The organism is Herbiconiux sp. J20-20 (genome assembly GCF_057365085.1).
In genome coordinates this window covers 1,266,816-1,287,458 of the sequence record NZ_CP195122.1, presented here as the reverse complement: position 1 = coordinate 1,287,458, position 20,643 = coordinate 1,266,816, and the positions used below count along the sequence as shown (strand labels likewise).

Annotated in this window: 23 protein-coding genes and 1 tRNA gene; 14 read left to right on the top strand and 10 right to left on the bottom strand. The window is 70.5% G+C overall.

Annotated elements, in window-relative coordinates; all coding sequences use genetic code 11:
• Nucleotides 1-186: 186 nt before the first annotated feature.
• From ACR3ZA_RS06175 to ACR3ZA_RS06160, 4 genes are read left to right on the top strand one after another with little or no spacing between them, the layout of a single operon-like run.
• The gene (locus ACR3ZA_RS06175) at nt 187-636 is read left to right on the top strand and encodes an FAS1-like dehydratase domain-containing protein (protein ID WP_473661140.1); all 450 of its coding nucleotides are present in this window, start codon (nt 187-189) and stop codon (nt 634-636) included.
• Nucleotides 633-1,061, top strand: coding sequence for a MaoC/PaaZ C-terminal domain-containing protein (locus ACR3ZA_RS06170; RefSeq protein ID WP_473661139.1), 429 nt, complete (start codon nt 633-635; stop codon nt 1,059-1,061). Before ACR3ZA_RS06175 ends, ACR3ZA_RS06170 begins: the two co-directional genes overlap by 4 nt.
• A complete protein-coding gene (locus ACR3ZA_RS06165; RefSeq protein WP_473661138.1) occupies nt 1,058-2,236 on the top strand; it encodes a UDP-N-acetylmuramate dehydrogenase in 1,179 nt (392 codons plus the stop codon). Before ACR3ZA_RS06170 ends, ACR3ZA_RS06165 begins: the two co-directional genes overlap by 4 nt.
• A gap of 18 nt (nt 2,237-2,254) precedes the next feature.
• A complete protein-coding gene (locus ACR3ZA_RS06160; protein WP_473661137.1) occupies nt 2,255-3,142 on the top strand; it encodes a PfkB family carbohydrate kinase in 888 nt (295 codons plus the stop codon).
• A gap of 14 nt (nt 3,143-3,156) precedes the next feature.
• Here ACR3ZA_RS06160 and ACR3ZA_RS06155 read toward each other — a convergent pair whose 3' ends face one another.
• From ACR3ZA_RS06155 to ACR3ZA_RS06130, 6 genes are all read right to left on the bottom strand, one after another.
• Entirely contained in the window at nt 3,157-3,780 is a 624-nt protein-coding gene (locus tag ACR3ZA_RS06155) for a response regulator (RefSeq protein WP_473661136.1), read from the bottom strand.
• Nucleotides 3,777-4,928: a histidine kinase gene (locus tag ACR3ZA_RS06150; protein WP_473661135.1), complete on the bottom strand. Its 1,152-nt coding sequence runs from the start codon at nt 4,926-4,928 to the stop codon at nt 3,777-3,779. Before ACR3ZA_RS06150 ends, ACR3ZA_RS06155 begins: the two co-directional genes overlap by 4 nt.
• A gap of 1 nt (nt 4,929) precedes the next feature.
• Nucleotides 4,930-5,766, bottom strand: coding sequence for an ABC transporter permease (locus ACR3ZA_RS06145; protein WP_473661134.1), 837 nt, complete (start codon nt 5,764-5,766; stop codon nt 4,930-4,932).
• On the bottom strand, nt 5,763-6,638 hold the full coding sequence (locus tag ACR3ZA_RS06140; protein ID WP_473661133.1) for an ATP-binding cassette domain-containing protein: 876 nt from the start codon (nt 6,636-6,638) through the stop codon (nt 5,763-5,765). The genes ACR3ZA_RS06145 and ACR3ZA_RS06140 overlap by 4 nt, the downstream gene beginning before the upstream one ends.
• 82 nt (nt 6,639-6,720) lie before the next feature.
• Nucleotides 6,721-7,911: an aminotransferase class I/II-fold pyridoxal phosphate-dependent enzyme gene (locus ACR3ZA_RS06135; protein ID WP_473661132.1), complete on the bottom strand. Its 1,191-nt coding sequence runs from the start codon at nt 7,909-7,911 to the stop codon at nt 6,721-6,723.
• Between the two features lie 100 nt (nt 7,912-8,011).
• Nucleotides 8,012-9,922, bottom strand: coding sequence for a choice-of-anchor G family protein (locus tag ACR3ZA_RS06130; protein WP_473661131.1), 1,911 nt, complete (start codon nt 9,920-9,922; stop codon nt 8,012-8,014).
• 390 nt (nt 9,923-10,312) lie between these two features.
• Here ACR3ZA_RS06130 and ACR3ZA_RS06125 point away from each other — a divergent pair.
• The 7 genes from ACR3ZA_RS06125 to ACR3ZA_RS06095 all read left to right on the top strand — a co-directional run bounded on the left by ACR3ZA_RS06125 (nt 10,313) and on the right by ACR3ZA_RS06095 (nt 14,584).
• Nucleotides 10,313-10,385: transfer RNA gene (locus ACR3ZA_RS06125), tRNA-Trp, on the top strand.
• Nucleotides 10,386-10,433: 48 nt separating this feature from the next.
• Nucleotides 10,434-10,715 (top strand): preprotein translocase subunit SecE, encoded by a 282-nt coding sequence (gene secE / locus ACR3ZA_RS06120; protein WP_473661130.1) that lies wholly within the window; start codon nt 10,434-10,436, stop codon nt 10,713-10,715.
• A 37-nt stretch (nt 10,716-10,752) separates the two neighbouring features.
• A complete protein-coding gene (gene nusG, locus ACR3ZA_RS06115; RefSeq protein ID WP_473661129.1) occupies nt 10,753-11,712 on the top strand; it encodes a transcription termination/antitermination protein NusG in 960 nt (319 codons plus the stop codon).
• A gap of 5 nt (nt 11,713-11,717) precedes the next feature.
• Nucleotides 11,718-12,668 (top strand): undecaprenyl phosphate translocase family protein, encoded by a 951-nt coding sequence (locus ACR3ZA_RS06110; protein ID WP_473661128.1) that lies wholly within the window; start codon nt 11,718-11,720, stop codon nt 12,666-12,668.
• Between the two features lie 150 nt (nt 12,669-12,818).
• Nucleotides 12,819-13,250 (top strand): 50S ribosomal protein L11, encoded by a 432-nt coding sequence (gene rplK / locus ACR3ZA_RS06105; RefSeq protein ID WP_473661127.1) that lies wholly within the window; start codon nt 12,819-12,821, stop codon nt 13,248-13,250.
• 2 nt (nt 13,251-13,252) lie between these two features.
• Nucleotides 13,253-13,942 (top strand): 50S ribosomal protein L1, encoded by a 690-nt coding sequence (gene rplA, locus ACR3ZA_RS06100; protein WP_473661126.1) that lies wholly within the window; start codon nt 13,253-13,255, stop codon nt 13,940-13,942.
• Between the two features lie 108 nt (nt 13,943-14,050).
• Nucleotides 14,051-14,584, top strand: coding sequence for a GNAT family N-acetyltransferase (locus ACR3ZA_RS06095; protein WP_473661125.1), 534 nt, complete (start codon nt 14,051-14,053; stop codon nt 14,582-14,584).
• Here ACR3ZA_RS06095 and ACR3ZA_RS06090 read toward each other — a convergent pair.
• Genes ACR3ZA_RS06090 through ACR3ZA_RS06080 form a run of 3 tightly spaced genes read right to left on the bottom strand, consistent with a single transcriptional unit; the run spans nt 14,577 to nt 17,364 of the window.
• Nucleotides 14,577-14,933, bottom strand: coding sequence for a cupin domain-containing protein (locus ACR3ZA_RS06090; protein WP_473661124.1), 357 nt, complete (start codon nt 14,931-14,933; stop codon nt 14,577-14,579). The two genes, ACR3ZA_RS06095 and ACR3ZA_RS06090, sit on opposite strands and share 8 nt — an antisense overlap.
• Nucleotides 14,930-16,360 (bottom strand): FAD-dependent oxidoreductase, encoded by a 1,431-nt coding sequence (locus ACR3ZA_RS06085; protein ID WP_473661123.1) that lies wholly within the window; start codon nt 16,358-16,360, stop codon nt 14,930-14,932. The genes ACR3ZA_RS06090 and ACR3ZA_RS06085 overlap by 4 nt, the downstream gene beginning before the upstream one ends.
• Before the next feature lie 23 nt (nt 16,361-16,383).
• Nucleotides 16,384-17,364, bottom strand: coding sequence for a zinc-binding dehydrogenase (locus tag ACR3ZA_RS06080; protein WP_473661122.1), 981 nt, complete (start codon nt 17,362-17,364; stop codon nt 16,384-16,386).
• Nucleotides 17,365-17,498: 134 nt separating this feature from the next.
• On the opposite strand from ACR3ZA_RS06080, the gene ACR3ZA_RS06075 reads away from it, so the two are divergent.
• Nucleotides 17,499-18,188, top strand: coding sequence for a Pr6Pr family membrane protein (locus ACR3ZA_RS06075; RefSeq protein ID WP_473661121.1), 690 nt, complete (start codon nt 17,499-17,501; stop codon nt 18,186-18,188).
• On the opposite strand, the gene ACR3ZA_RS06070 is transcribed toward ACR3ZA_RS06075, so the two are convergent.
• Nucleotides 18,165-18,773, bottom strand: a complete 609-nt coding sequence (locus ACR3ZA_RS06070; RefSeq protein WP_473661120.1) for a YqaJ viral recombinase family protein — start codon at nt 18,771-18,773, stop codon at nt 18,165-18,167. The two genes, ACR3ZA_RS06075 and ACR3ZA_RS06070, sit on opposite strands and share 24 nt — an antisense overlap.
• A gap of 105 nt (nt 18,774-18,878) precedes the next feature.
• Between ACR3ZA_RS06070 and ACR3ZA_RS06065 the strand changes: the two genes are divergently transcribed.
• Nucleotides 18,879-19,814 (top strand): hypothetical protein, encoded by a 936-nt coding sequence (locus tag ACR3ZA_RS06065; RefSeq protein WP_473661119.1) that lies wholly within the window; start codon nt 18,879-18,881, stop codon nt 19,812-19,814.
• 293 nt (nt 19,815-20,107) lie between these two features.
• The gene (gene rplJ / locus ACR3ZA_RS06060; RefSeq protein WP_473661118.1) at nt 20,108-20,623 is read left to right on the top strand and encodes a 50S ribosomal protein L10; all 516 of its coding nucleotides are present in this window, start codon (nt 20,108-20,110) and stop codon (nt 20,621-20,623) included.
• Nucleotides 20,624-20,643: the final 20 nt, after the last annotated feature.

The following is a 20,643-nucleotide window of genomic DNA, read 5'->3' as shown; positions in this document are numbered from 1 at the left end:
TCCGATGGACGACCTGCAGTGTGAGAGCTGCCAGTAAGGCACACCACTGAGCCCGGCCACGGCCGGGAATGAGAATTCCGAAGCCTCGGGCGCCGCACGGCCCCGGGGCTTCGGTCATTCCCGAGGTTGTGTCGGCGCGTGCGCCGTTCCCGCCGAGCGCCACGCGGGCGCCGGTAGGCTTGCCCCGTGTCCGTGAACCCCGAAATCCAGGGTCGCAGCTATCCGACGACCGAGCCGTACCTGGTCGGTCGCGAGAAGGTGCGCGAGTTCGCTCGCGCCGTGCTGTCGACGAGTCCGATCAACCTCGACCCCGAGGCCGCGCGTGCCGCCGGCTACGCCGACGTGGTGGCGCCGCCCACCTTCCCGGTGGTCGTGCAGGAGCACACGCTCGCGCAGCTGCTCGCCGATGAAGAGGCGGGCATCGACTTCTCCCGCGTCGTGCACGGCGACCAGCGCTTCAGCTACACGCGTCCCGTTGTCGCCGGCGACGAGCTGCGCGCCACGATGACCGTGACGAGCGTCAAATCGCTCGGCGGCAACAGCATGGTGACCGCGTCGTCCGAGATCGTGGATTCCGAGGGGGCGCACGTCGTCACCGCCATCTCGACGCTCGTCGTTCGAGGAGATGAGTCATGAGCGCCCTGCCCGACCGTTCCCCTCTCGCCGTCGGCGACGTCGTCGCCGAGTCGAGCTTCGGGCTCACCCGCGACAACCTGGTGCGCTACGCCGGGGCCTCCGGCGACTTCAACCCGATCCACTACCGTGACGACGTCGCCGCGAGCGTCGGGCTGCCCGGCGTGCTCGCCCACGGGATGCTCACGATGGGCTTCGCCGTGCAGCCGGTCGTCGAGTGGCTCGGCGGCGACAGCGGCAAGATCCTCGACTACCAGGTCCGCTTCACCCGCCCGGTCGTCGTCGATCCGGAGACCGGTGCGGTCGTCAGCGTCAGCGCCAAGGTGGGCGCCCTCGATGACGCCGGAGTGCGCATCGACCTCACGGTGAGCTGCAACGGCCAGACCGTGCTCGGCAAGGCCCAGGCCGTCGTCGCCCTGCCCGCGTGACCGCCGACGTGACCGAGCTCGCCGCGCTGACCACCCTCGGGGTCGGCGGCGCGGCCGCGCAGCTGGTCACGCCGGCGACCCGCGTCGAGCTGCTCGAGGCGGTGCAGTCGGCGTGGTCAGAGCCGGAGGACTGGCTGCTGCTCGGCGGCGGTTCCAACGTCGTGATCGCCGATGACGGGTTCGACGGCACCGTGGTGCGGGTCGCCAGCCGCGGCATCGAACGGCTCCCGGGCGAGCCGCCGCGGGTGCGCGAGCCCGGAGCCCCCGAGCACCGCACGGGCGAAGGCGCGCGGGAGCGCACCGTCCGTCTGCGGGTGGAGGCCGGCGAGAGCTGGGACGACGTCGTCGCGCACACCGTCGAGCAGGGCTGGGCGGGCATCGAGGCGCTCTCCGGCATCCCCGGCAGCGCCGGCGCTGCCCCCGTGCAGAACATCGGCGCCTACGGGCAGGAGCTCGCGTCCAGCCTGACCGCGATCGAGTTCCTCGACTTCGAGACCGGCGAGCTGACGCGCATCCCCGCGGCGGCGCTCGGCCTCGGCTACCGCACGAGCGCGCTCAAGCGCGGACGGCTGGGGCTGGTGGTCTCCCTCGAGCTCGCGCTCTTCGAGGCCGCGCCCGGGCAGGCGGCGCTCTCCCAGCCGATCGCCTACGCGCAGCTCGCCGACGCCCTCGGCGTCCGCCTCGGCGACCGCATCCCGGTGCGCGAGGTGCGCTCCGCGGTGCTCGAGCTGCGCGCGAGCAAGGGGATGCTCTGGAACCCGAACGACCCCGACGCACGCAGCGCCGGGTCGTTCTTCACGAACCCGGTGGTGAGCGAGCATTTCGCGCGCGGGCTGCCCGCCGACGCGCCGCGCTGGCCGACCGCGCCGGAGGAGCCGGATCGCGTGCTGCCGCTCGGCGCCGAGGTGCCGGGTCTCGCGCGGCCCGCCTCGGGCGAGTACCTGGTCAAGCTCAGCGCCGCCTGGCTCATCGAGCGGGCCGGCGTGACCCGCGGGTTCGCCCTGCCCGGCTCGAAGGCGGCGATCTCGAGCAAGCACACCCTGGCGATCGTCAACCGCGGCGGGGCGACCGCGGCCGAGATCGTGCAGCTGGCCAGCTACGTGCAGACGCGCGTGCTGTCTCAGTTCGGGGTGGTGCTGCACCCCGAGCCGGTGCTCGTCGGCGTGCACCTCTAGCCCCGGTACGCTCGAACAATGCCTCACATCGCCGTGCTCGGAAGCGCCAATCTCGACTTCGTGGTGACCCAGCCGCGACTCGCGAAACCGGGGGAGACGATGTTCGGTCACGACTTCGTCACCGTCCCCGGCGGCAAGGGGCTCAACCAGGCTGTCGCGGCCGCTCGGGCCGGCGGAGAGGTCGCCTTCCTCGGCGCCGTGGGTGCCGATGACGCGGGCCGGGTGCTGCGCGACTGCCTCGCCGGCGAGGGCATCGACCTGACCGGGCTCCTGGAAGTGCCGGGCGCCACCGGCACCGCGCACATCGCGGTCGTCGACGACGGCGAGAACTCGATCGTCGTCGTCCCGGGCGCGAACGCCGCCGTCACCGAGCTCGACGAGCTGACCCGGTCGCACATCGCCGGCGCCGCCGCGCTCGTGCTCCAGCTCGAGCGCCCGCTGGAGCTCGTCGCCGAAGCGCTGGCCTTCGCTCGTGCCTCCGGGGTGCGCACCGTACTCACGCCCGCGCCCGCGCGCCCGCTGACGCCCGCGGTGCTCGGCCTCGTCGACATCCTCGTTCCGAACGCGGGCGAGGCGTGCGAGCTGGCGGGCGTCGACGACGAGCTCGCGGCGGCGCGCGCCCTGAGCGAGCAGGCGGAGACCGTGATCATGACGCGCGGCGAGCACGGCTCCGTGATCGCGCGGGCGGGCGAGATCGTGGCCGAGGTGCCGGCACGAAAGGTGACCCCGGTCGACACCACCGCGGCGGGCGACACCTTCGTCGGAGCCCTGGTGGCGCGGCTGGTGGCGGGCGATGAACTCGAGGACGCCGTGCGCACGGCGACCGTGGCCGCCTCGATCACGGTGACCCGGCCCGGAGCCACCAGCTCGATTCCCACCTGGGACGAGGTCGCGGCCGCCCTCTGAGCGCGTGCCGCGGACTAGAGGATCCCGAGCTCCATCGCCCGCGTGACGGCGCGGGTGCGGTCGGCGACGTCGAGCTTCGTGAACACGTGCAGCAGGTGCGTCTTCACGGTCGACTCGCCGACGAACAGCCGCTCGCCGATCGCGCGATTGCTGAGGCCGTCGGCGACGAGCCGCAGCACGTCGAGCTCGCGCGGGCTGAGCGCCGCGGCCGGCTCGGTCGGACGCGAGACCCGGGTGACGAGCATCGCGGCGACGCGCGGCGCGAGGGCGACCTCGCCCGCGGCGACCGCGCGAACCCCGGCCAGCAGCTCCTCCTCGGGGGCGGCCTTCAGCAGGTAGCCGCTGGCGCCCGCCTCGACGCCCGCCAGGATCGCGTCGTCGGACTCGTAGGTGGTGAGGATGACGACCTTCACCTCGGGGGCGACGGCGCGGATCTCGGCCGTCGCGGCGTCGCCGTCGAGCTCGGGCATCCGCAGGTCCATCAGCACCACGTCGGGTCGTTCCGCAACAGCGCGCTCGACCGCCTCGACGCCGGTCGTCGCCGTGCCGATGACCTCGATGTCGTCTTCAGCCTCGAGCAGAGCGACCAGGCCCGCGCGCACGATCGGGTGGTCATCGGCGACCAGGATGCGGATCATGAGGCAGCTCCCAGCGGAACGCGCGCCGTGAGCGTCGTGGCGCCCGGCGTCCCGTCGACGTCGACGGTTCCGCCGACGAGTTCGAGGCGCGCGGTGAGGCCGTCGAGCCCGAAGCCGGCGCCGCGGCGCGCGGCCGGGTCGAACCCGACGCCGTCGTCGATGACGCGCACCTCGGCGGTGCCGTCGCCGACGCTCAGCTCGATGCGCGCGTGGGAGGCCGCCGAGTGCTTGCGGACGTTCGCCAGCCCCTCCTGGGCGCAGCGCAGCACCACCACCTCGGCGTCGCGATCGAGGGCGACCTCGGCGTCCACCGCGGTGGTGACGGTCATCCCGGTCTCGCGCTGGAACCGCAGGGCCAGCCGGGTGAGCGCCGCGGCGATCCCGCCGCCCAGGTCGACCGGAGCGGTGCCGGCCACGAGCGACCGCGTCTCGGTGAGGGTGTCGCGCGCGGCCGACTCGAGCAGCTCGAGCGTCGTGTCGTCGAGGCGCCCGGTGCGGAACTCGCGGCGGGCCCGCTGCGTCAGCAGCACGAGGCCGGTGAGGCTCTGCGCGATCGTGTCGTGCAGCTCGCGCGCGAAGCGCTCGCGCTCGTCGGTCACCCCGCGGTCGCGGTGCAGCACCTCCAACTCGCGCTGCGCGTCGGTGAGCTGCTCCAGCAGCCGCGCCTTCTCTTCGCCGAACTGCGCGATCCGGGTGATCCAGAGGCCGAGGGCGAGACTGAAGGCGAGCGACGCCGAGACGGTCACCGCGGTCTGCAGCAGCATGCCCGGACTCGCGCCGAGGCTGACGGTGAACCCGGCGCCGACCGAGAGCGCGATCCCGAAGTTGGCGATGACCGAGCGCCGCGTCGATGGCGCGAGCGCCCAGACGATCGGGTAGGCGATGCACTGGCTGAGCGCGAGCGTCGGGTGGACGGCGGTCAGCCCGCCCGCGACGAGCACGGTCACCGCCATGAACAGCGACAGCTGCGCATAGCTCTCGCGACGATACGCGGGGCGCCCGATTGCGAGCCACGCGGCCGCGAAGGCGACGAGGATCAGGAACCCGACCAGCTGCCGAGGACCCGCGGGGGCGGCGAACGCGACGATCACGGCGAGCACAGCGCTCGTGCCGAGGATCGCGAGATCCCACCACCGCGGGTTGTTCATGTCAGCTATCCTTCCGGATCCAGCGGAAGGTGAGGCGCGCCAGCACCAGACCGACCACAAGCCACACCCCGGTGGCGATCGCGACGCCCGCCAGGTCCCAGCTCGCCCCCGGCTCGAAGGCCTCGAAGTTCTCCGGCAGGAACACGGCGCGCATGCCCTGAGCCAGCCACTTCAGCGGGAACACGCTCGCGACGTTCTGCAGCCACTCCGGCAGGTCGCTGAAGCGCAGGTAGACGCCCGAGATGAACTGCAGGATGAGCACGATCGGGATGATGACGGCGGTCGCGCTCTTGCCGCTGCGCGGCAGGCTGGCCAGGCCGATGCCGAGGATCGCCGAGGTGGCCACGCCGAGGAAGAAGACCCAGGCGAAGGTCGCCCAGCTCTCCGCATCCGTCGGCAGCGGAACCTGGAAGGCGACGCCGGCGACGAGGATCAGCAGCGCCGCCTGCAGGATGCCGGTGACGAGCACCTGCCCGATCTTGCCGACGAAGTAGCTCATCATCGGCAGCGGGGTGCCGGCGAGGCGCTTCAGCGTGCCGTCGCTGCGCTCCATGGCGATGTCGATCGACATGTTCTGCAGCCCCGACAGCAGCACTCCCGCGGCGAGCATCCCGGGCAGGTAGTAGGCGGCGGCGGTGACGGTCTCGCCGTCGGGGTCGAGCCCGAAGCTGGCCTCGCTGAACGCGACGGAGAAGATCGTCAGCATCACGAGCGGGAACAGGAAGGTGAAGAAGACGGTGTCGCCCTGACGGAAGTACATGGCGACCTCGTAGCGGATGCGCGCGAGTCCCAGCGGGACGGTGCGGCCCGGGCGAAGCGGGGCGGTGGCGATGGTCATGCGAGGGCCTCTTCCTGCAGCGCGGTCTCGCCGACGAGACCGAGATAGATGTCTTCCAGACTGGGACGGATCACTTCGAGCCGGTCCGGTTCGGCGCCGCCGTTGGCGGCGACGATCTCGGCCACGCGCGAGGCGGGCCGGTCGGTGTGCTCTTCGCGCACCTGGCCGTTCTCCACCCAGCGCACGATCGGCACGCGAGCCTCGACCCCGCCGAGCTCGTCGATGCGTCCGAGCGCCACCAGGCGTCCGTCGGCGACGATTCCGGCGCGGTCGCCGAGCTGGGCGGCCTCGTCGAGGTAGTGCGTGGTGAGCAGGATCGTGGTGCCCTCGCGCTTGAGGTCGCGGATGAGCTCCCAGAACTGGCGGCGGGCCTCCGGGTCGAAGCCGGTGGTCGGCTCATCCAGGAACAGCAGCTCGGGTCGCCCGATCACGCCGAGGGCGACGTCGACCCGGCGGCGCTGACCGCCGGAGAGCTTCTTGATCCGCACATCCGCCTTGGCCTCGAGCCCGACGGCGGCGATGACCTGCTCGACGTCACGCGGGTTCGGGTACATCCCGGCGAACAGCCGCAGCTGCTCGCGCACGGTCGCGTTGCCGGTCTCGCCGCTGCTCTGCAGCACGATGCCGAGGCGGGCCTTCCAGGCGAGTCCGCCGTGCTGCGGGTCGACGCCCAGCACGCGCGCCTCACCGCCGGTGCGGTCGCGGTAGCCCTCGAGAATCTCGATGGTCGTGCTCTTGCCGGCGCCGTTGGGGCCGAGCAGCGCGAAGGTCTCGCCGCGGTGAATATCGAAATCGAGGCCGCGCAGCGCGATCGCGCCGCCGCGATACTCCTTGCGGAGATCGCGCACCTCCACCACTGTGTCCGTTGTCATGCCCCCACTCTGCTCGCAGAGCGGAGCGTCGACAACGGCGAACCGGTGGGTTGTCGCCTCCACCGATCGGTGGATGCGCGGTCTAGCCGAAGAGCTTCTGCAGGCGCGCGACGCCCTCGGCGATGTCGGCGTCGCCGAGCGCGTAGCTGAACCGCAGGTAGCCGCTGGGGCCGAACGCCTCGCCGGGGACGGCGGCGACCTCCGCCTTCTCCAGGATGAGGTCGGCCAGTTCGAGACTCGTGGTCGGGGTGACGCCGCCCCAGTCGCGACCGAGCAGTCCCGACACGTCCGGGTACACGTAGAAGGCGCCCTGCGGGAGGGGAACGGTCACGCCGTCGATCGCGCCGAGCCCGGCGACGATCGCGCGGCGACGGCGGTCGAACGCCAGTCGCATCTCGTCGACCGCGTCCTGCGGGCCGGTGAGGGCCGCGATCGCGGCGCGCTGCGAGATGTTGGAGACGTTCGAGCTGAGGTGCGACTGCAGGTTGGCGGCCGCGGTGATGGCGTCTTTCGGCCCGACCATCCAGCCCAGACGCCAGCCGGTCATCGCGTACGTCTTGGCGACGCCGTTGACGAGGATGGTGCGGTCGGCAAGCGCCGGCGTCGCCTCCACGATCGAGGCGGCGCGCACGCCGTCGTAGACGAGGTTCTGGTAGATCTCATCGCTGATCACCCAGAGTCCGTGCTCCTCGGCCCAGGCGCCGATCGCGGCCGTCTGCTCGGGCGAGTAGACGGAGCCGGTCGGGTTGGAGGGCGAGACGAAGAGCAGCACCTTGGCGCGCGGGGTGCGGGCGGCCTCGAGCTGCTCGACCGTCACCAGGTAGTTCTGCTCGGCTCCCGCGAACACCTCGACGGGCACGCCGCCGGCGAGGGCGATCGCCTCCGGATAGGTGGTCCAGTACGGCGCGGGCAGCAGCACCTCGTCGCCCGGGTCGAGCAGAGTGGCGAACGCCTGGTACACGGCCTGCTTGCCGCCGTTGGTGACGATCACCTGCGACGGGTCGACCTCGAGGGAGGAGTCGCGCAGCGTCTTGGCGGCGATGGCCTCCCGCAGCTCGGGCAGGCCTGCCGCGGGCGTGTAGCGGTGGTTCTTGGGGTCGCGCGCCGCTGCGACGGCCGCCTCGACGACATGCTCGGGCGTGGGGAAGTCGGGTTCACCCGCCGCGAAGCTGATCACGGGCCGACCGGCGGCCTTGAGCTGCTTGGCCTTGGCGTCGACCTTGAGGGTCGCGGACTCGGCGATGGATCCGATGCGGTGAGAGACGCGCTGCACGAGGCCCAGCCTACTCGGCTGGGCCTCGTCGGGGGGAGCGGAGCCGGAGCCGCCTACCCCCAGGCGACTCCGGCTCCGTGGTTCCCGACGCTCGCTTGGATCAGCCGAGCGCCGCACCGCCGTGGGTCCGGCGGTGGTGTGCGATCAGCAGCGCGCTGCCGACGATGAGGAGGCCGAGAATGATCGACACGAGGAGCGCGATTCCGACGCCGGTGAGCGCGAGGCTCGCGATTCCGCCGCCGAGGGGCAGGCTCTCGAGGTCGGGGTCTTCACCGCCGCCGCCACCGCCGTTGCCGCAGTCGGTGACGCAGCCGGGGTCGGTGGTGCTGCCGGTGTTCGGGCCGACCGTCGCCGTGCCGAGGCTCAGCGAGAGCAGGTCTCCGCCGTCCAGCACCCCGACGCGCACGGCGGTCTGGGTGAAGTACGGGTCGTCGGCGGGCGCCGTTCCGGCCTCCCCGGTCAGCGAGGTCTCCTGGACGTTGACCATGATCGAGACGACACCGGTGAGCAGGTCCTGCACCGACGACGAGTCGTCGAGCAGCGCGTCGAGGGCCGGATCGACCAGGTTCAGCTCGAGAGCGTCGACAAGGTCGGAGATCGCGCCGTCGCCGAGCAGGCGATCGCTCAGGAGGTCTCCGATCGCGCCGATGAAGACGTCGGCGTTGACCCGGATCGGCACGCTCAGCACCTGGGCCGAGACAGCGGCGTCGACACCCACGCCGCTGATGAGCTCGTCGACGGTCGCCGAGATGTCGAGCACGAGGCTCGTCTTGAGGGGATCCAGCAGGGTCGTCTCGTCACGGCAGACGAGCTCCTGAACGATCTTGTCGACGGTGCCGGTGACAGTGCCGAGAATCCCTCCCAGCACGGGAACCTGGATGACCCGCTCGATGGTCGTGCAGACCTCGGTCACCACGGGGGCCTGGGCGACGTTGACGACGAGGTCGGCGTGCACGTCGACCTTGAGGTCGCGGATGACGTCCTCCACCTTGGCGACGACGTCATCGGCGAGATTCGACACGGTGTCGGTGATGGTGTGCAGCACCCGCGAGATCACGACGTCGGTGAGCAGCTCGGTGTTGACCGGGAGGTTGTTGAGGCTGCCGACGTAGTGCTCGAGGTCGACGGAGACGACTCCGGTCTCGAGGTTGAACGAGACGCCGCCGTCGCCGTAGGCGGCGGTGAGGATCGCCGACACCGCGCTGCGCAGCTGGCTCGTGTCGATCGTCGCCGAGACGTTCGCGTTCGTGCCAACCAGGTTGAGCGCCGGGTTGAGGTCGGCGACGAGGGCGGAGACCAGGTCGAGCAGGTCGCCGTCGTCTCCGCTGAGGCTGTCGATCTCGTCGATGACGACATCGAGGGAGCGGTTGACCTTCTCCGTCAGCCGCGCGATGGCCGGGCTCGAGAAGTGCAGCGTCGCGCCGGCGAGGTAGTAGTCGCCGCTGGCCTCGCCGCCGTCGCGCTCGGCGCGGGCGGCGATCGCCTCGAGCTCGAGGCTGAGGTCGGCGATCGTCTCCGCGAAGGCGGGACCGACCAGGGACTGCAGGTCGATCGTGGCCGAACCGCTGGGGATGGAGGCGTCAGAGCCGACGCCGAGTCCGCCGTCGCTGGTGATGGCGCCGGACGCGCCCACGGCCGCGCCGGGCTCAGCCTGCGCGAACTGCGAGACGGTCCCGAGCTCGATGGCGTCGCCGAGCGGGATGCTGACGGGGGTTCCGGTGCCGACCGTCACCGCACTGAGCGCCGTGACGGAGAGCGGGTGCAGTTCGGTGCTGGCCGCCTCGGTGCCGTTGTTGAACGCTTGCGCGCCGTCAACGCTGACCACGCTGTCCAAGGCGGTGCCGGCGAGCGTGCCGGTCAGGAACTGACCTTCGGCAAACGTCGCGTCGGCGTGGCTGTCGAGATGCGCGGCGTTCGCTGCGGACCCGCTGAGAATGAGCGCGCCCGTGAGCACAAGGGTTGCGACCCCTGCTGCCGCGCGGGGGGTGCGCGAGTGATGTGTGGTGAACACGATGTCTGCCTTCCTGATCCAAGGAGTGGACGCGGAAGCTTCAATCGCGGCGGGGGGTCGCCAACGAAGGCCCCCTGGGGAGGACGGGCCTCCCCCGGGGGGTCTTCATTGGGCGAACGACCTCTGCCTGATCTCAGCTTCGTTTCGCCCGGTTCGGTATTGCGTTGTGGTCGGCGGAGTTGGTGGCTTCGCCGTTACAGGAAGAGACAGACCCGTCCACCCGCCATGACGCCACTTCGCAGAAAATTTTTTGGAGCGAGGTTTCCGGGGCATTCAGCGGCCCCCACAGAACGCCCCGTCGGGATGCTCTACACTGGTCGCGGTGGTGGAAATCGCCAAGCTTCGTCATGCCCGGGAACGGTCGCGACGGGCGGTGATTCCCGACACTGTAGGGCGGTAGCTCAATTGGCAGAGCAGCGGTCTCCAAAACCGCAGGTTGCAGGTTCGATTCCTGTCCGCCCTGCGAGATTTCGGGTCTTCCCCGAGATTCAGCGGCCGAAAGGTGGAGAAAGTGGCACGCAAGGTGGTCGACGAGCCGAGTGAGGACCTCGTCGCGAGTGCCAAGCGGGATCGCGCCGAACGGCGAGGGCCGTTTGCGCGCGTCGCACTCTTCATCCGTCAGGTCATCAACGAACTCAAGAAGGTCGTCACCCCGACGCGACGCGAGTTGATCAGCTTCACCGGAGTCGTTCTGGTGTTCGTCGTCATCATGATGGGGATCATCTACGGACTCGACTACGGCTTCGGCTGGCTCGTGTCCTGGGTGTTCGGCGACGGCAGCTACTTCGGCTGAGCCGTCGCCTCGACCCAATTTCAAGGAAAGAAGCACCGTGAGCCAAGAAGAGCGCCGCGACATCGATCTCGCGACGGCCGCCGAGCAGTCGTCCGAGGAGGACGAGGCCCAGGAGGGCAACGTTCTCGAGCAGGAGGAGCACTCCGTCGACGCTGCCGAACACACGGCGATTCACGTCGTCGAGGATGAGAACGTCGAGTCCGACCTCGAGAGCCTGCTCGACGCGCTCGACGCGGCCGCGGACCCCGAGGCCGACGCGATCGTGGACGACGCCCTCGACATCGACTCGGCCGACGAGGCGGATGCCGCCGTCGAGGCGACGGACGACGAGGCCGGCGAGGAGAACTCCGACGACGAGTCGGAGGACGAGACCGAGGTCGACCCCTACGAGGAGTTCCGCGCCGAACTGCGCTCCAAGCCGGGCAAGTGGTACGTCATCCACTCCTACGCGGGCTTCGAGAAGCGCGTCAAGCAGAACATCGAGTCGCGCCGTCAGTCGATGGGCATGGAGGACTTCGTCTTCGAGGTCCAGGTGCCGATGGAGGACGTCGTCGAGATCAAGAACGGGCAGCGCAAGCTCGTCACTCGCGTGCGCATCCCCGGCTACGTGCTGGTGCGCATGTTCCTCAACGAGGACAGCTGGTCCGTCGTGCGCCACACGCCCGGCGTCACCGGGTTCGTCGGCAACAGCCACAACCCGACGCCGCTGCGCTTCGAGGAGGCCTTCAACATGCTGAAGAGCCTCGTCCAGGTCGTCGAGGCCCCGACCAAGTCGGGCGCCACCGCCAAGGGCGGGCAGACCGCCGCGCGCGTCATCCCCGCCGAGGTCGACTTCGAGATCGGCGAGACGATCACGATCAAGGAGGGCTCGTTCGCGGGTCTTCCCGGCACGATCAGCGAGATCAAGCCCGAGAGCGGCAAGCTCACGGTGCTCGTGTCGCTGTTCGAGCGCGAGACGCCGGTGGAGCTCAGCTTCGATCAGGTGACGAAGCTCTGAGCCGCGTGAAGTCGGTCGCGGGCGTCGGCATCGACGTCGTCCGCGGGGCGCTCATCGGAACGGCGGAAGTCGTTCCGGGCGTCAGCGGCGGCACCATCGCGCTCATCGTCGGCGTCTACGACCGGCTGATCGGATCCGCCGCGGCCGTCGTCCGCGGGGTGCTGTCGGCCGTCGTCGACGTGCCCTCCCGGCGTGGCCTCGCGCGGGCGCGCGGCCATCTCGCCGCGGTCAGCTGGCGCGTGATCGTTCCCGTCCTGCTCGGGATGGCGATCGCCGTTCTGGTGGCGTCGGCACTGCTGGCTCCCGCGATCGAGGAGTTCCCGGTCGAGACGCGCGCGGTGTTCGTCGGCCTGATTCTCGCGTCGCTCGTCGTGCCGATCCGCATGGTCGGACGGTGGGGCGTCCGCGAGGTCCTGCTTGCCGCTGTCGCGGCGGTCGCCGCCTTCGTGCTGACCGGCCTTCCGGCGGCCGGCGATGCCGAGCCCCAGCTGTGGTTCGTGGCGATCGCCGCCGCGCTCGCCGTGTGCGCGCTCGTTCTTCCGGGCGTCTCCGGTTCGTTCCTGCTGCTCGCGATGGGTCTCTACGCTCCGACGCTCGAGGCGGTGAACGACCGCGACCTCGTCTATCTGGGCGTCTTCGCGCTCGGCGCCATCCTGGGGCTGGGGAGCTTCGCGCCGCTGCTGCAGTGGCTGCTCGAGCGCCGTCGCCAGGTGACGCTCGCGATCATGACCGGTCTGATGCTTGGATCGCTCCGCGCGCTGTGGCCATGGCAGACCGAGGACGGCGGCGTGCTCGCCGCCGAGGTCGAGCAGCTTCCGCTCGTCATCGCGCTGGTGGTCGGCGGCGCTGCCTTCGTGGTGGCCCTGCTGGTGGCGGAGTCGCGTCTGGTGCGGCGCCAGCTGGCCAGCGGCCCCGACGTGCTCGCCGAGAGCTCCGTCGGCACGACGAACGAGTAGCCCCTCGCGCCTCGCGGCGCTCACCGGATTCCGGTATGCTGATCTGTCGGCTGTGTCGTTCTCGACACGTGCCGTCACCCCCTCACCCCACTCCAGGTTCGCTGGCGTGGCGGGAGCGCGTCCGTCGGACGCTCGACAGAAAGAAGAACAATGGCACCGAAGAAGAAGGTGACCGGCCTGATCAAGCTCCAGATCAACGCCGGCGCCGCGAACCCCGCGCCGCCCATCGGCCCCGCGCTGGGTCAGCACGGCGTGAACATCATGGAGTTCTGCAAGGCCTACAACGCCGCGACCGAGTCGCAGCGCGGCAACGTCATCCCGGTCGAGATCACCGTGTACGAGGACCGCTCGTTCACGTTCATCCTGAAGACCCCGCCCGCCGCCGAGCTCATCAAGAAGGCTGCTGGCGTTGCGAAGGGCTCCGGCACGCCGCACACCGTCAAGGTGGCCAAGCTCACCAAGGACCAGGTTCGCGCGATCGCCGAGCAGAAGGCGGCTGACCTCAACGCGAACGACGTCGAGGCGGCCATGAAGATCATCGCGGGCACCGCCCGTTCGATGGGAATCACGGTGGAGGCGTAATCATGGCGAAGAATTCCAAGGCCTACCGCGCCGCCCTCGACAAGCTCGAGCCCGGCAAGTTCTACGGTCCCGACGAGGCTGTTGCCGTCGTCCGCGAGACCGGTTCCGCCAAGTTCAACTCGACCGTTGAGGTCGCGATGAAGCTCGGCGTCGACCCGCGCAAGGCGGACCAGATGGTCCGTGGAACGGTCATCCTGCCGCACGGCACGGGCAAGACCGCACGCGTCATCGTGTTCGCGACGGGCGCGGCCGCCGAAGCGGCGATCGCCGCGGGCGCCGATGAGGTCGGCGGCGCCGAGCTCATCGAGAAGGTCGCCGGCGGCTACACCAACTTCGACTCGGCTGTCTCGACGCCCGAGCTCATGGGTCAGGTCGGTCGTCTCGGCAAGGTGCTCGGTCCGCGTGGCCTGATGCCGAACCCGAAGACCGGCACCGTGACCCCCGACACGGCCAAGGCCGTGTCGGAGATCAAGGGCGGAAAGATCGAGTTCCGTGTCGACAAGCACTCCAACGTGCACTTCGTCATCGGCAAGGCGGCGTTCACGAGCGAGCAGCTCGCGGCCAACTTCCACGCCGCGCTCGACGAGATCCAGCGGATCAAGCCGAGCTCGTCGAAGGGTCGCTACATCCAGAAGGCGTCGCTCTCGACGACCTTCGGTCCCGGGGTTCCGCTCGACGTCAGCGCGCTCTAGCTCGCGCGTCGGGCGACACGACCTGTTGTCACCCGCACCACAGCAAACGCACCACCGGAAGGGGTCCGCATTCGCGGGCCCCTTCCGTGCATTCCCGGAGAGGATCCGATGACCGTCACGGTTCGTCCCGCGCACGACTCCGACGCGCAGGCCCTTGCCGAGCTCGCCGCGATCACCTTCCCGCTCGCGTGCCCGCCGCACACCACCGAGGCCTCGAAGCGCGCCTTCATCGCGCAGCACCTCAGCCGGGCGAGCTTCGACGGCTACCTCGCCGACCCGCAGCGTCGGCTGTTCGTCGCCGAGTCCGACGGCGTGCTGCTCGGCTACACGATGCTCGTGGCGGGGGAGCCGGGCGACGCCGATGTGGCGGCGGCCGTGTCGACCCGGCCGACGATCGAGCTGTCGAAGTGCTACGTGCATCCCGACGTGCACGGCGGCGGCATCGCCTCCGAGCTGATGCGCGCGAGCCTCGCGACGGCCGCTGAGCAGCCGGTGAGATCGGTGTGGCTCGGCGTCAACCAGGAGAACGCGCGGGCGCAGCGCTTCTACGGCAAGCACGGCTTCGCGGTCGTCGGAACCAAGCGGTTCCGGGTGGGGGATCGCGACGAGAGCGACTTCGTGATGGAGCTCCGGCTCAGCTGATCACGAGCTTGCGGATGCTTCGCCGCACCGTCCACTCCGTGCGATCGCCCGCGGTCAGCTGCACGAGCACGCCCGGGGCGAGCTCGACGCTCGGACGCCCGTCCTCGAACGCGATCGTGGCCTCCCCGGCGAGCACGACGAACACCTCGTCGACCTCGACGTCGCGCATCCCGCCGGTCGTCATCTCCCACACGCCGAGCTCGGCCTCGCCGAGCGTGCCGAGCACCGCATAGCCGGTCTCGGGCTCGCCCGCGGTGCGCTGGGTCCCCGGCACGGGTTCGAACTCGAGCGGCAGCGCCGACAGGTCGATCGCGCTGCCCGCCGGAAGCTCCGGCACGGGCGCGCTCACGAGTCGAATCCGAGGCCGAGCGCGTCGAGCGTGCGCAGCAGCAGGTTGCGGCGGCCGCCGCGGTGATCGGCCTGGTCCAGCGACCAGCGGGTCGCCTGGATGCCGAGACTCGCGATCGGCTCCGGCGGGAACGGCGGGGGCAGCTCGCGCATCATCCGCGTCTCGGTGCGTTCGGTCTCGAGACCGTCGAGCCGGTCGAGCATGACCTCGGCGGCGAAGCGGCTCGCGCCGACGCCCAGGCCGGTGAAGCCGAGCGCCGCCGCCACCCGGCCGCCGCGCGCCAGGCGCACGTAGGCGCAGAAGCGCGTGGAGGTGTCGATCGGTCCGGCCCAGCGGTGGGCGAACCGCACGTCCTCCAGCTGCGGGAAGGTGGTGAAGAAATGGCTGGCGAGCTTGCGGAAGCTCGCCGGGCGGTCCTCGTACGACTCCCGGATGCGGCCGCCGGCGAAGTAGACGGCGTCGTATCCGCCGAACAGGATGCGATTGTCGCTGGTCAGCCGGTAGTAGTGGAACTGGTTGGCGACGTCGCCGAGCCCCTGCCGGCCCTGCCAGCCGATCGACTCGCGCTGCGCGGCGGTGAGCGGCTCGGTCATCAGCACGTAGTCGTAGACCGGGACGGTCATCAGCCGGTCGCGCACGAGCAGGCTGGGGAAGGCGTTGGTGGCGAGCGCCACACGGTCGGCCGTCACGCTGCCGTGCGCGGTCCGCACGACCATGCGGCCGCCGTCGGGGTCGAGCCCGGTCGCCGGGGTGTGCTCGAAGATCTCAACGCCGAGCTGCTCGGCGGCACGGGCGAGGCCCTCCGACAGCTTGCCGGGGTGCACCAGGGCGAGCGAGTCGCCGCTCGTCACGACCCCGCCGAGGTAGGTCGGCGAGTCGACCAGCGCGCGAGCGCCGAGCGCCGTCACGCGGTGGCGCCCGGGCTCCGTCGCCATCTCGTCGAGCCACTCGAGCTGGTGCTCCTCGGTCGCGACGTCGAGGCCGCCGACCCGCTCGAACTCGGCATCGACGTTCAGCTCGTCGAGGTCGCGCTCGAAACCGGCGAGGTTCTCGAGGCCGAGCCGTTCGAGGGTCTCGAACTCCTCCGGCCAGCGCGAGCGTCCGTTGTCGGCGCCGTGGGTGAGGCTTGCATCGCAGAAGCCGCCGTTCCGACCGGATGCCGCCCAGCCGATCCGCTTCGCCTCCAGCAGCACGACGCGGCGCCCCGGATCGCGCCGCTTGGCGCGCACCGCGGTCCACAGCCCGGTAAGCCCGCCGCCGACGACCACCAGATCGGTCTGCACCGCGGTTCGCAGGCGCGGCCGCTCGGTGCGCTCGCCGAGGTCCTCGAGCCACGGCACGGCCTGGCGGGTCGAGGCGAGGGCCGAGTCGAGCAGTGAATCCGACCAAGTGGTGCGGTCGAACACCGTCGGGCTGTGGCGTGTCATGCCTGAACTGTAATGCGCGCCCGTCAGTTCGCGGCGACCTGCAGCACGATCTTGCCGCGGGTGTGTCCGGTCTCGATCTGGCGGTGTGCCGCGGCGGCATCGGCCAGGTCGAACACCTGCTCGACCGCGACGCGAACGTCGCCTGAGTCGAGCAGCCGCGAGATGACGGCGAGCGTGGCGCCGTTGGGCGAGACGCGGTAGCCGGTGCCGCGCACGCCGGCCGCCTCGCACTCCTCGGCGAGCGTGGGCCAGCTTCCGGTCGGACCGTTGACGATGATGCCGCCGGGTCGCAGCACCTTCAGCGAGCGGGTCGCGGTGTCGTCGCTCACGTTGCCGATCAGGTCGATCACCGCATCCACCGGGGCGAGCTCCTCCTCGAAGCGCACGGCGGTGTAGTCGATCACCTCGGCGGCCCCGAGGCTGCGCAGCCAGTCCGCGTTCTGGGCCGAGCCGGTCGCGATGACGTGGGCGCCGAAGTACGAGGCGAACTGGACCGCGAAGTGCCCGACTCCGCCCGCGCCGGCGTGGATGAGCATGCGCTGGCCCTCGTGCGCGCGAGCGGTCTCGACGACCATGCCCCAGGCGGTGAGGGCAGCCAGCGGCACCGCGGAGGCCTCGACGTGCGAGAGGGTCGCGGGCTTCCGCACCACGCTGAGCTCGCTGACGCTGAGGTACTCGGCGTAGGCGCCTTTCACTCGCGGCACGGTCGTCATGCCGTACACCTCGGTGCCCGGCTGGAGCGGATGCGCCTCGTAGGGCGCCTCGACCACGACGCCGCTGAAGTCGTTGCCGAGCACCACCGGGAAGCTCTCGATGGCGGGGAACCCGCCGCGGCCGGCGCGCGTCTTGACGTCGATCGGGTTGACCCCGGCGGCGACCACCTGGACGAGAACTTCGGCGTTCGTCCGGACAGGCCGCGGGATCTCGGCGAGTTCGAGCACGTCGGCGTCCCCCGAACGGGACATCGTCATCGCGCGCATCGTTGAAGGCTTTGTGTCGTGCATGGTAGACAACAGTCAAGTTTGTTGATGATTCCGTGATGTTTCGGACATGTCACGGTGTCGGAAATGTTCGACGCCGGGTCCAGCCGCTAGCCTCGACCAGGGCGCGGGGGTCGTGCCGGGGGAGGAAAGCAGCGATGCGCGTTCTGTTCGTCGTACTTCGCACGGTCGTCGCGGTCGCCATCGCGGCGGCGATCGCGGGTCAGCTGGTCACGTCGATCGACTTCTGGAGCCAGGATCCGGCCGCCGACATCCCGTTCCTGCTGCTCGGCTTCTTCAGCTTCTTCACGATCGAGTCGAACGTGCTGAGCGTCATCGTTCTCGGCATCGGCGCGGTGCTGCTGCTGCGGCGCTCCGCGGAGGATCCGCGCTGGTTCGCGCTCGTGCGCGTCTCGGTGGTCACCTACATGGCGGTGACCGGGATCGTCTACAACCTGCTGCTGCGCGGCGTCGAGCTGCCGCAGGGCAGCACCCTCGGCTGGTCGAACGAGATCCTGCACGTGGTGGGTCCGCTCTATCTCGTGCTCGACTGGCTGTTCGCGCCGGGTCGGGCACCGCTGGCGTTCTCGACGATTCGCACGATCATCGTGTTCCCGATCGTCTGGGCCGCCTACACGCTGCTGCGCGGGCCGTTCGCGATCGACAGCCGCACGGGGGAGCCGTGGTACCCGTACCCGTTCCTGAATCCGACCCTGTCGGCGAACGGCTACCTCTCGGTGGCGTTCTACGTGGTCATGATCGCGGTGATCATCGCCGTGACCGGGGCGGGCGCCGTGTGGATCTCGCGCCGCGGGCTGGCGAGGTCAGGCGCGCAGCGCGTCGAGTAGCTCGTCGGCGAGGCCGACGAGGGCGCGGATCTGCGTCTCGTCGCGATCGACCCATCGGCACTGCGGTTCGCGACCGACCGGAACGAAGTCGCGGTGCTGCTCCCACACGACGAGGGTGCGCTCGGCCCCGAGCACGTACTGCTGCCACCACACCTGACGCAGATACGAGCGCGGAATCGTCGACCAGGCGCTGCTGGTTGTCTTGATCTCGCACAGCTCGAGCCGTCCGTCGCGCTCCCGCAGACCGTCTGGCGTCGCGAGATGCCGAGGGTTGCCGACCGCATGGAACAGCGAGGCGCTCGCCGTCATCTGGTAGACGCGCGCCGCCCAGGCGGCGATCTCGGGCTCGCGGCGACGCCCGTGCTCGGTGTAGGCGTTGCCGCGAAACCCCGATCCCGAGGTCTTCTCGCGGGCGAGTGCGGCGATCGCGCGGCGACTGCCGAGACGGGCCGCGTCGGTGGCGGTGACCCCGCGCGAGCGGGCTCGGAACCAGGCCACGCGGTCCGTCCCGTCGGTGACGATGCGGTCGCGGTGGTGCGGCGCAGGCTCGTCCCAGAGCGACAGGACGGGATGCGAGGCGGACACCACCCCATTCTGGCCCCCATCCGGCGCGCCGAGAGCGTCGCACGCCGCGCGCCGAGGGGGAGGTAACGTCAGATTCAGCCCGAACACCCGGATCCAAGGACAGACATGCGCGCCACCACTCCCGCGACCGCGACGGCGGCGCGCCGCCTGGCAATCGGCGCCGCGCTGCTGGCGGCGGCGCTCGCGGCCGGACCGCTGGCGGCCACGGCAGCGCCGGGCGCCGCGGGGAGCCTCGGATCGGTGCCCGACGAGGTCGAGGAGTACGTCACCGAGGGCGATCTGCTGACCGATCTTCGTGACGTGTACGGGCTTGATTCGAGCGGCGAGCGCGGCACCGATTTCACCGACGAGACGGAGACCGGTGAGATCACGCGCGTGTTCGCCTGGACCGACGACTACCTCGCGGGGGTCGACACCGAGGACATCGTCCGACTTCTGAACGAGTGGATCGTCCCGGTTCTCGTCGACGACGAGCCGGTGGGCCTGGCGACGGTGTGGATTCAGCCCGAGACGGTGCTTCCCGAACTCGCGGTCTTCGTTCCCGATCCCGACCTCGCGCTCTCGCTCTCCGAGGTGCCGGCGAAAGCATCGCTCGTGCACGACGAGGGCGCCGATGCGTGGTTCGCGCTGGAGGGCGATACCTTGACGCCGCTGGTGCCGGGACGCTCGGGCCTGGAGAGCCCGGCCCCGCTCGCCGATGTGGCGATCGTGCCGCCGGTCGTCGACGACGAGCCCGCGTCGACGGGCGCGGGCGTTCCGATCGCGGCGGGCGCGGTGGCGCTGCTGCTCGCGGCCATCGCGATCGCGCTGCTGCTGCCCAAGCGGCTGAGCCCCCGGCGCGCTCGCCGGCTCGACGCCGCCGATTCGGGTGGGCGCTCGGCGCCCGAGACCGCGTCGGTGCTCCGGCCACAGCAGAGCCTTGCCCGCACGGGCCGGGCGATCCAGCGCGCCGCGGAGCGCGACGCGGCGACGCCCGCGCGTCCGCCGGCGACGCCGAGTGCCCCGCGCCTCGGCCGCCACCTGAAGCAGCGCCGGGGCTAGTCCGCTCGGCGGGTCGGCATCCGCCCTCGGCTCCGGTTTGCGCCGACGGGCCGACTCCCGTAGTCTTGCGGAGGCCGAAGACCGCTGGTCTCCGCTGTGTCGCGAAAGCGATGCACCGGACGAAGTCCTCCCCGTGAGGGTCCCGCGCAGGTGTGTGAAGCAAGTCCCGATCTCTTTCGGGCCCCAGCTCCGTGCGCTCGCGCCGGAGCTTTTTTGTTGCGGGTTCCCTTCTTCGTCTCGGCCGAGGCATCCACACGGATGCCGGCAATGCATACGAGAACCACAGGAGCGCCATGGCGAACAAGGAAGCAACGGTCGCCGAGCTGACGGAGAACTTCCGCAGCTCGAACGCGGTCGTGCTCACCGAGTATCGCGGACTCACGGTCGCGCAGCTGAAGACGCTGCGGAAGTCGATCAGTGAGCACGCGACCTATGCCGTGGTGAAGAACACGCTGACCAAGATTGCGGCCAACGAGGCCGGGATCTCGTCGTTCGACGATGACCTTGTCGGTCCGTCGGCGATCGCATTCGTGCACGGTGACACGGTCGCCGTCGCGAAGGCGCTGCGTGACTTCGCCAAGGCGAACCCTCTGCTCGTGGTCAAGGGGGGCTATTTCGATGGCGCCCCGCTGACCGCCGCCGAGGTGGGCAAGCTCGCCGATCTGGAGAGCCGTGAGGTGCTGCTGGCCAAGCTGGCCGGTGCCTTCAAGGCTTCGCTGTTCGGAGCCGCCTACATGTTCAACGCACCGCTCGCGCAGGCCGTTCGCACGGTCGACGCGCTGCGCGCGAAGCAGGAGACCGCGGCCTAGTCCGCGGCAATGACCCACAG

Excerpts from the sequence above, each read along its gene's own strand:
- ACR3ZA_RS06170 (WP_473661139.1), top strand. The coding sequence starts at position 633 with ATGAGCGCCCTGCCCGACCGTTCCCCTCTCGCCGTCGGCGACGTCGTC.
- ACR3ZA_RS06160 (WP_473661137.1), top strand. The coding sequence starts at position 2,255 with ATGCCTCACATCGCCGTGCTCGGAAGCGCCAATCTCGACTTCGTGGTG.
- ACR3ZA_RS06155 (WP_473661136.1), bottom strand. The coding sequence starts at position 3,780 with ATGATCCGCATCCTGGTCGCCGATGACCACCCGATCGTGCGCGCGGGC.
- ACR3ZA_RS06150 (WP_473661135.1), bottom strand. The coding sequence starts at position 4,928 with ATGAACAACCCGCGGTGGTGGGATCTCGCGATCCTCGGCACGAGCGCT.
- ACR3ZA_RS06145 (WP_473661134.1), bottom strand. The coding sequence starts at position 5,766 with ATGACCATCGCCACCGCCCCGCTTCGCCCGGGCCGCACCGTCCCGCTG.
- ACR3ZA_RS06140 (WP_473661133.1), bottom strand. The coding sequence starts at position 6,638 with ATGACAACGGACACAGTGGTGGAGGTGCGCGATCTCCGCAAGGAGTAT.
- rplK (WP_473661127.1), top strand. The coding sequence starts at position 12,819 with ATGGCACCGAAGAAGAAGGTGACCGGCCTGATCAAGCTCCAGATCAAC.
- rplA (WP_473661126.1), top strand. The coding sequence starts at position 13,253 with ATGGCGAAGAATTCCAAGGCCTACCGCGCCGCCCTCGACAAGCTCGAG.
- ACR3ZA_RS06095 (WP_473661125.1), top strand. The coding sequence starts at position 14,051 with ATGACCGTCACGGTTCGTCCCGCGCACGACTCCGACGCGCAGGCCCTT.
- ACR3ZA_RS06085 (WP_473661123.1), bottom strand. The coding sequence starts at position 16,360 with ATGACACGCCACAGCCCGACGGTGTTCGACCGCACCACTTGGTCGGAT.
- ACR3ZA_RS06080 (WP_473661122.1), bottom strand. The coding sequence starts at position 17,364 with ATGCACGACACAAAGCCTTCAACGATGCGCGCGATGACGATGTCCCGT.
- ACR3ZA_RS06075 (WP_473661121.1), top strand. The coding sequence starts at position 17,499 with ATGCGCGTTCTGTTCGTCGTACTTCGCACGGTCGTCGCGGTCGCCATC.
- ACR3ZA_RS06065 (WP_473661119.1), top strand. The coding sequence starts at position 18,879 with ATGCGCGCCACCACTCCCGCGACCGCGACGGCGGCGCGCCGCCTGGCA.
- rplJ (WP_473661118.1), top strand. The coding sequence starts at position 20,108 with ATGGCGAACAAGGAAGCAACGGTCGCCGAGCTGACGGAGAACTTCCGC.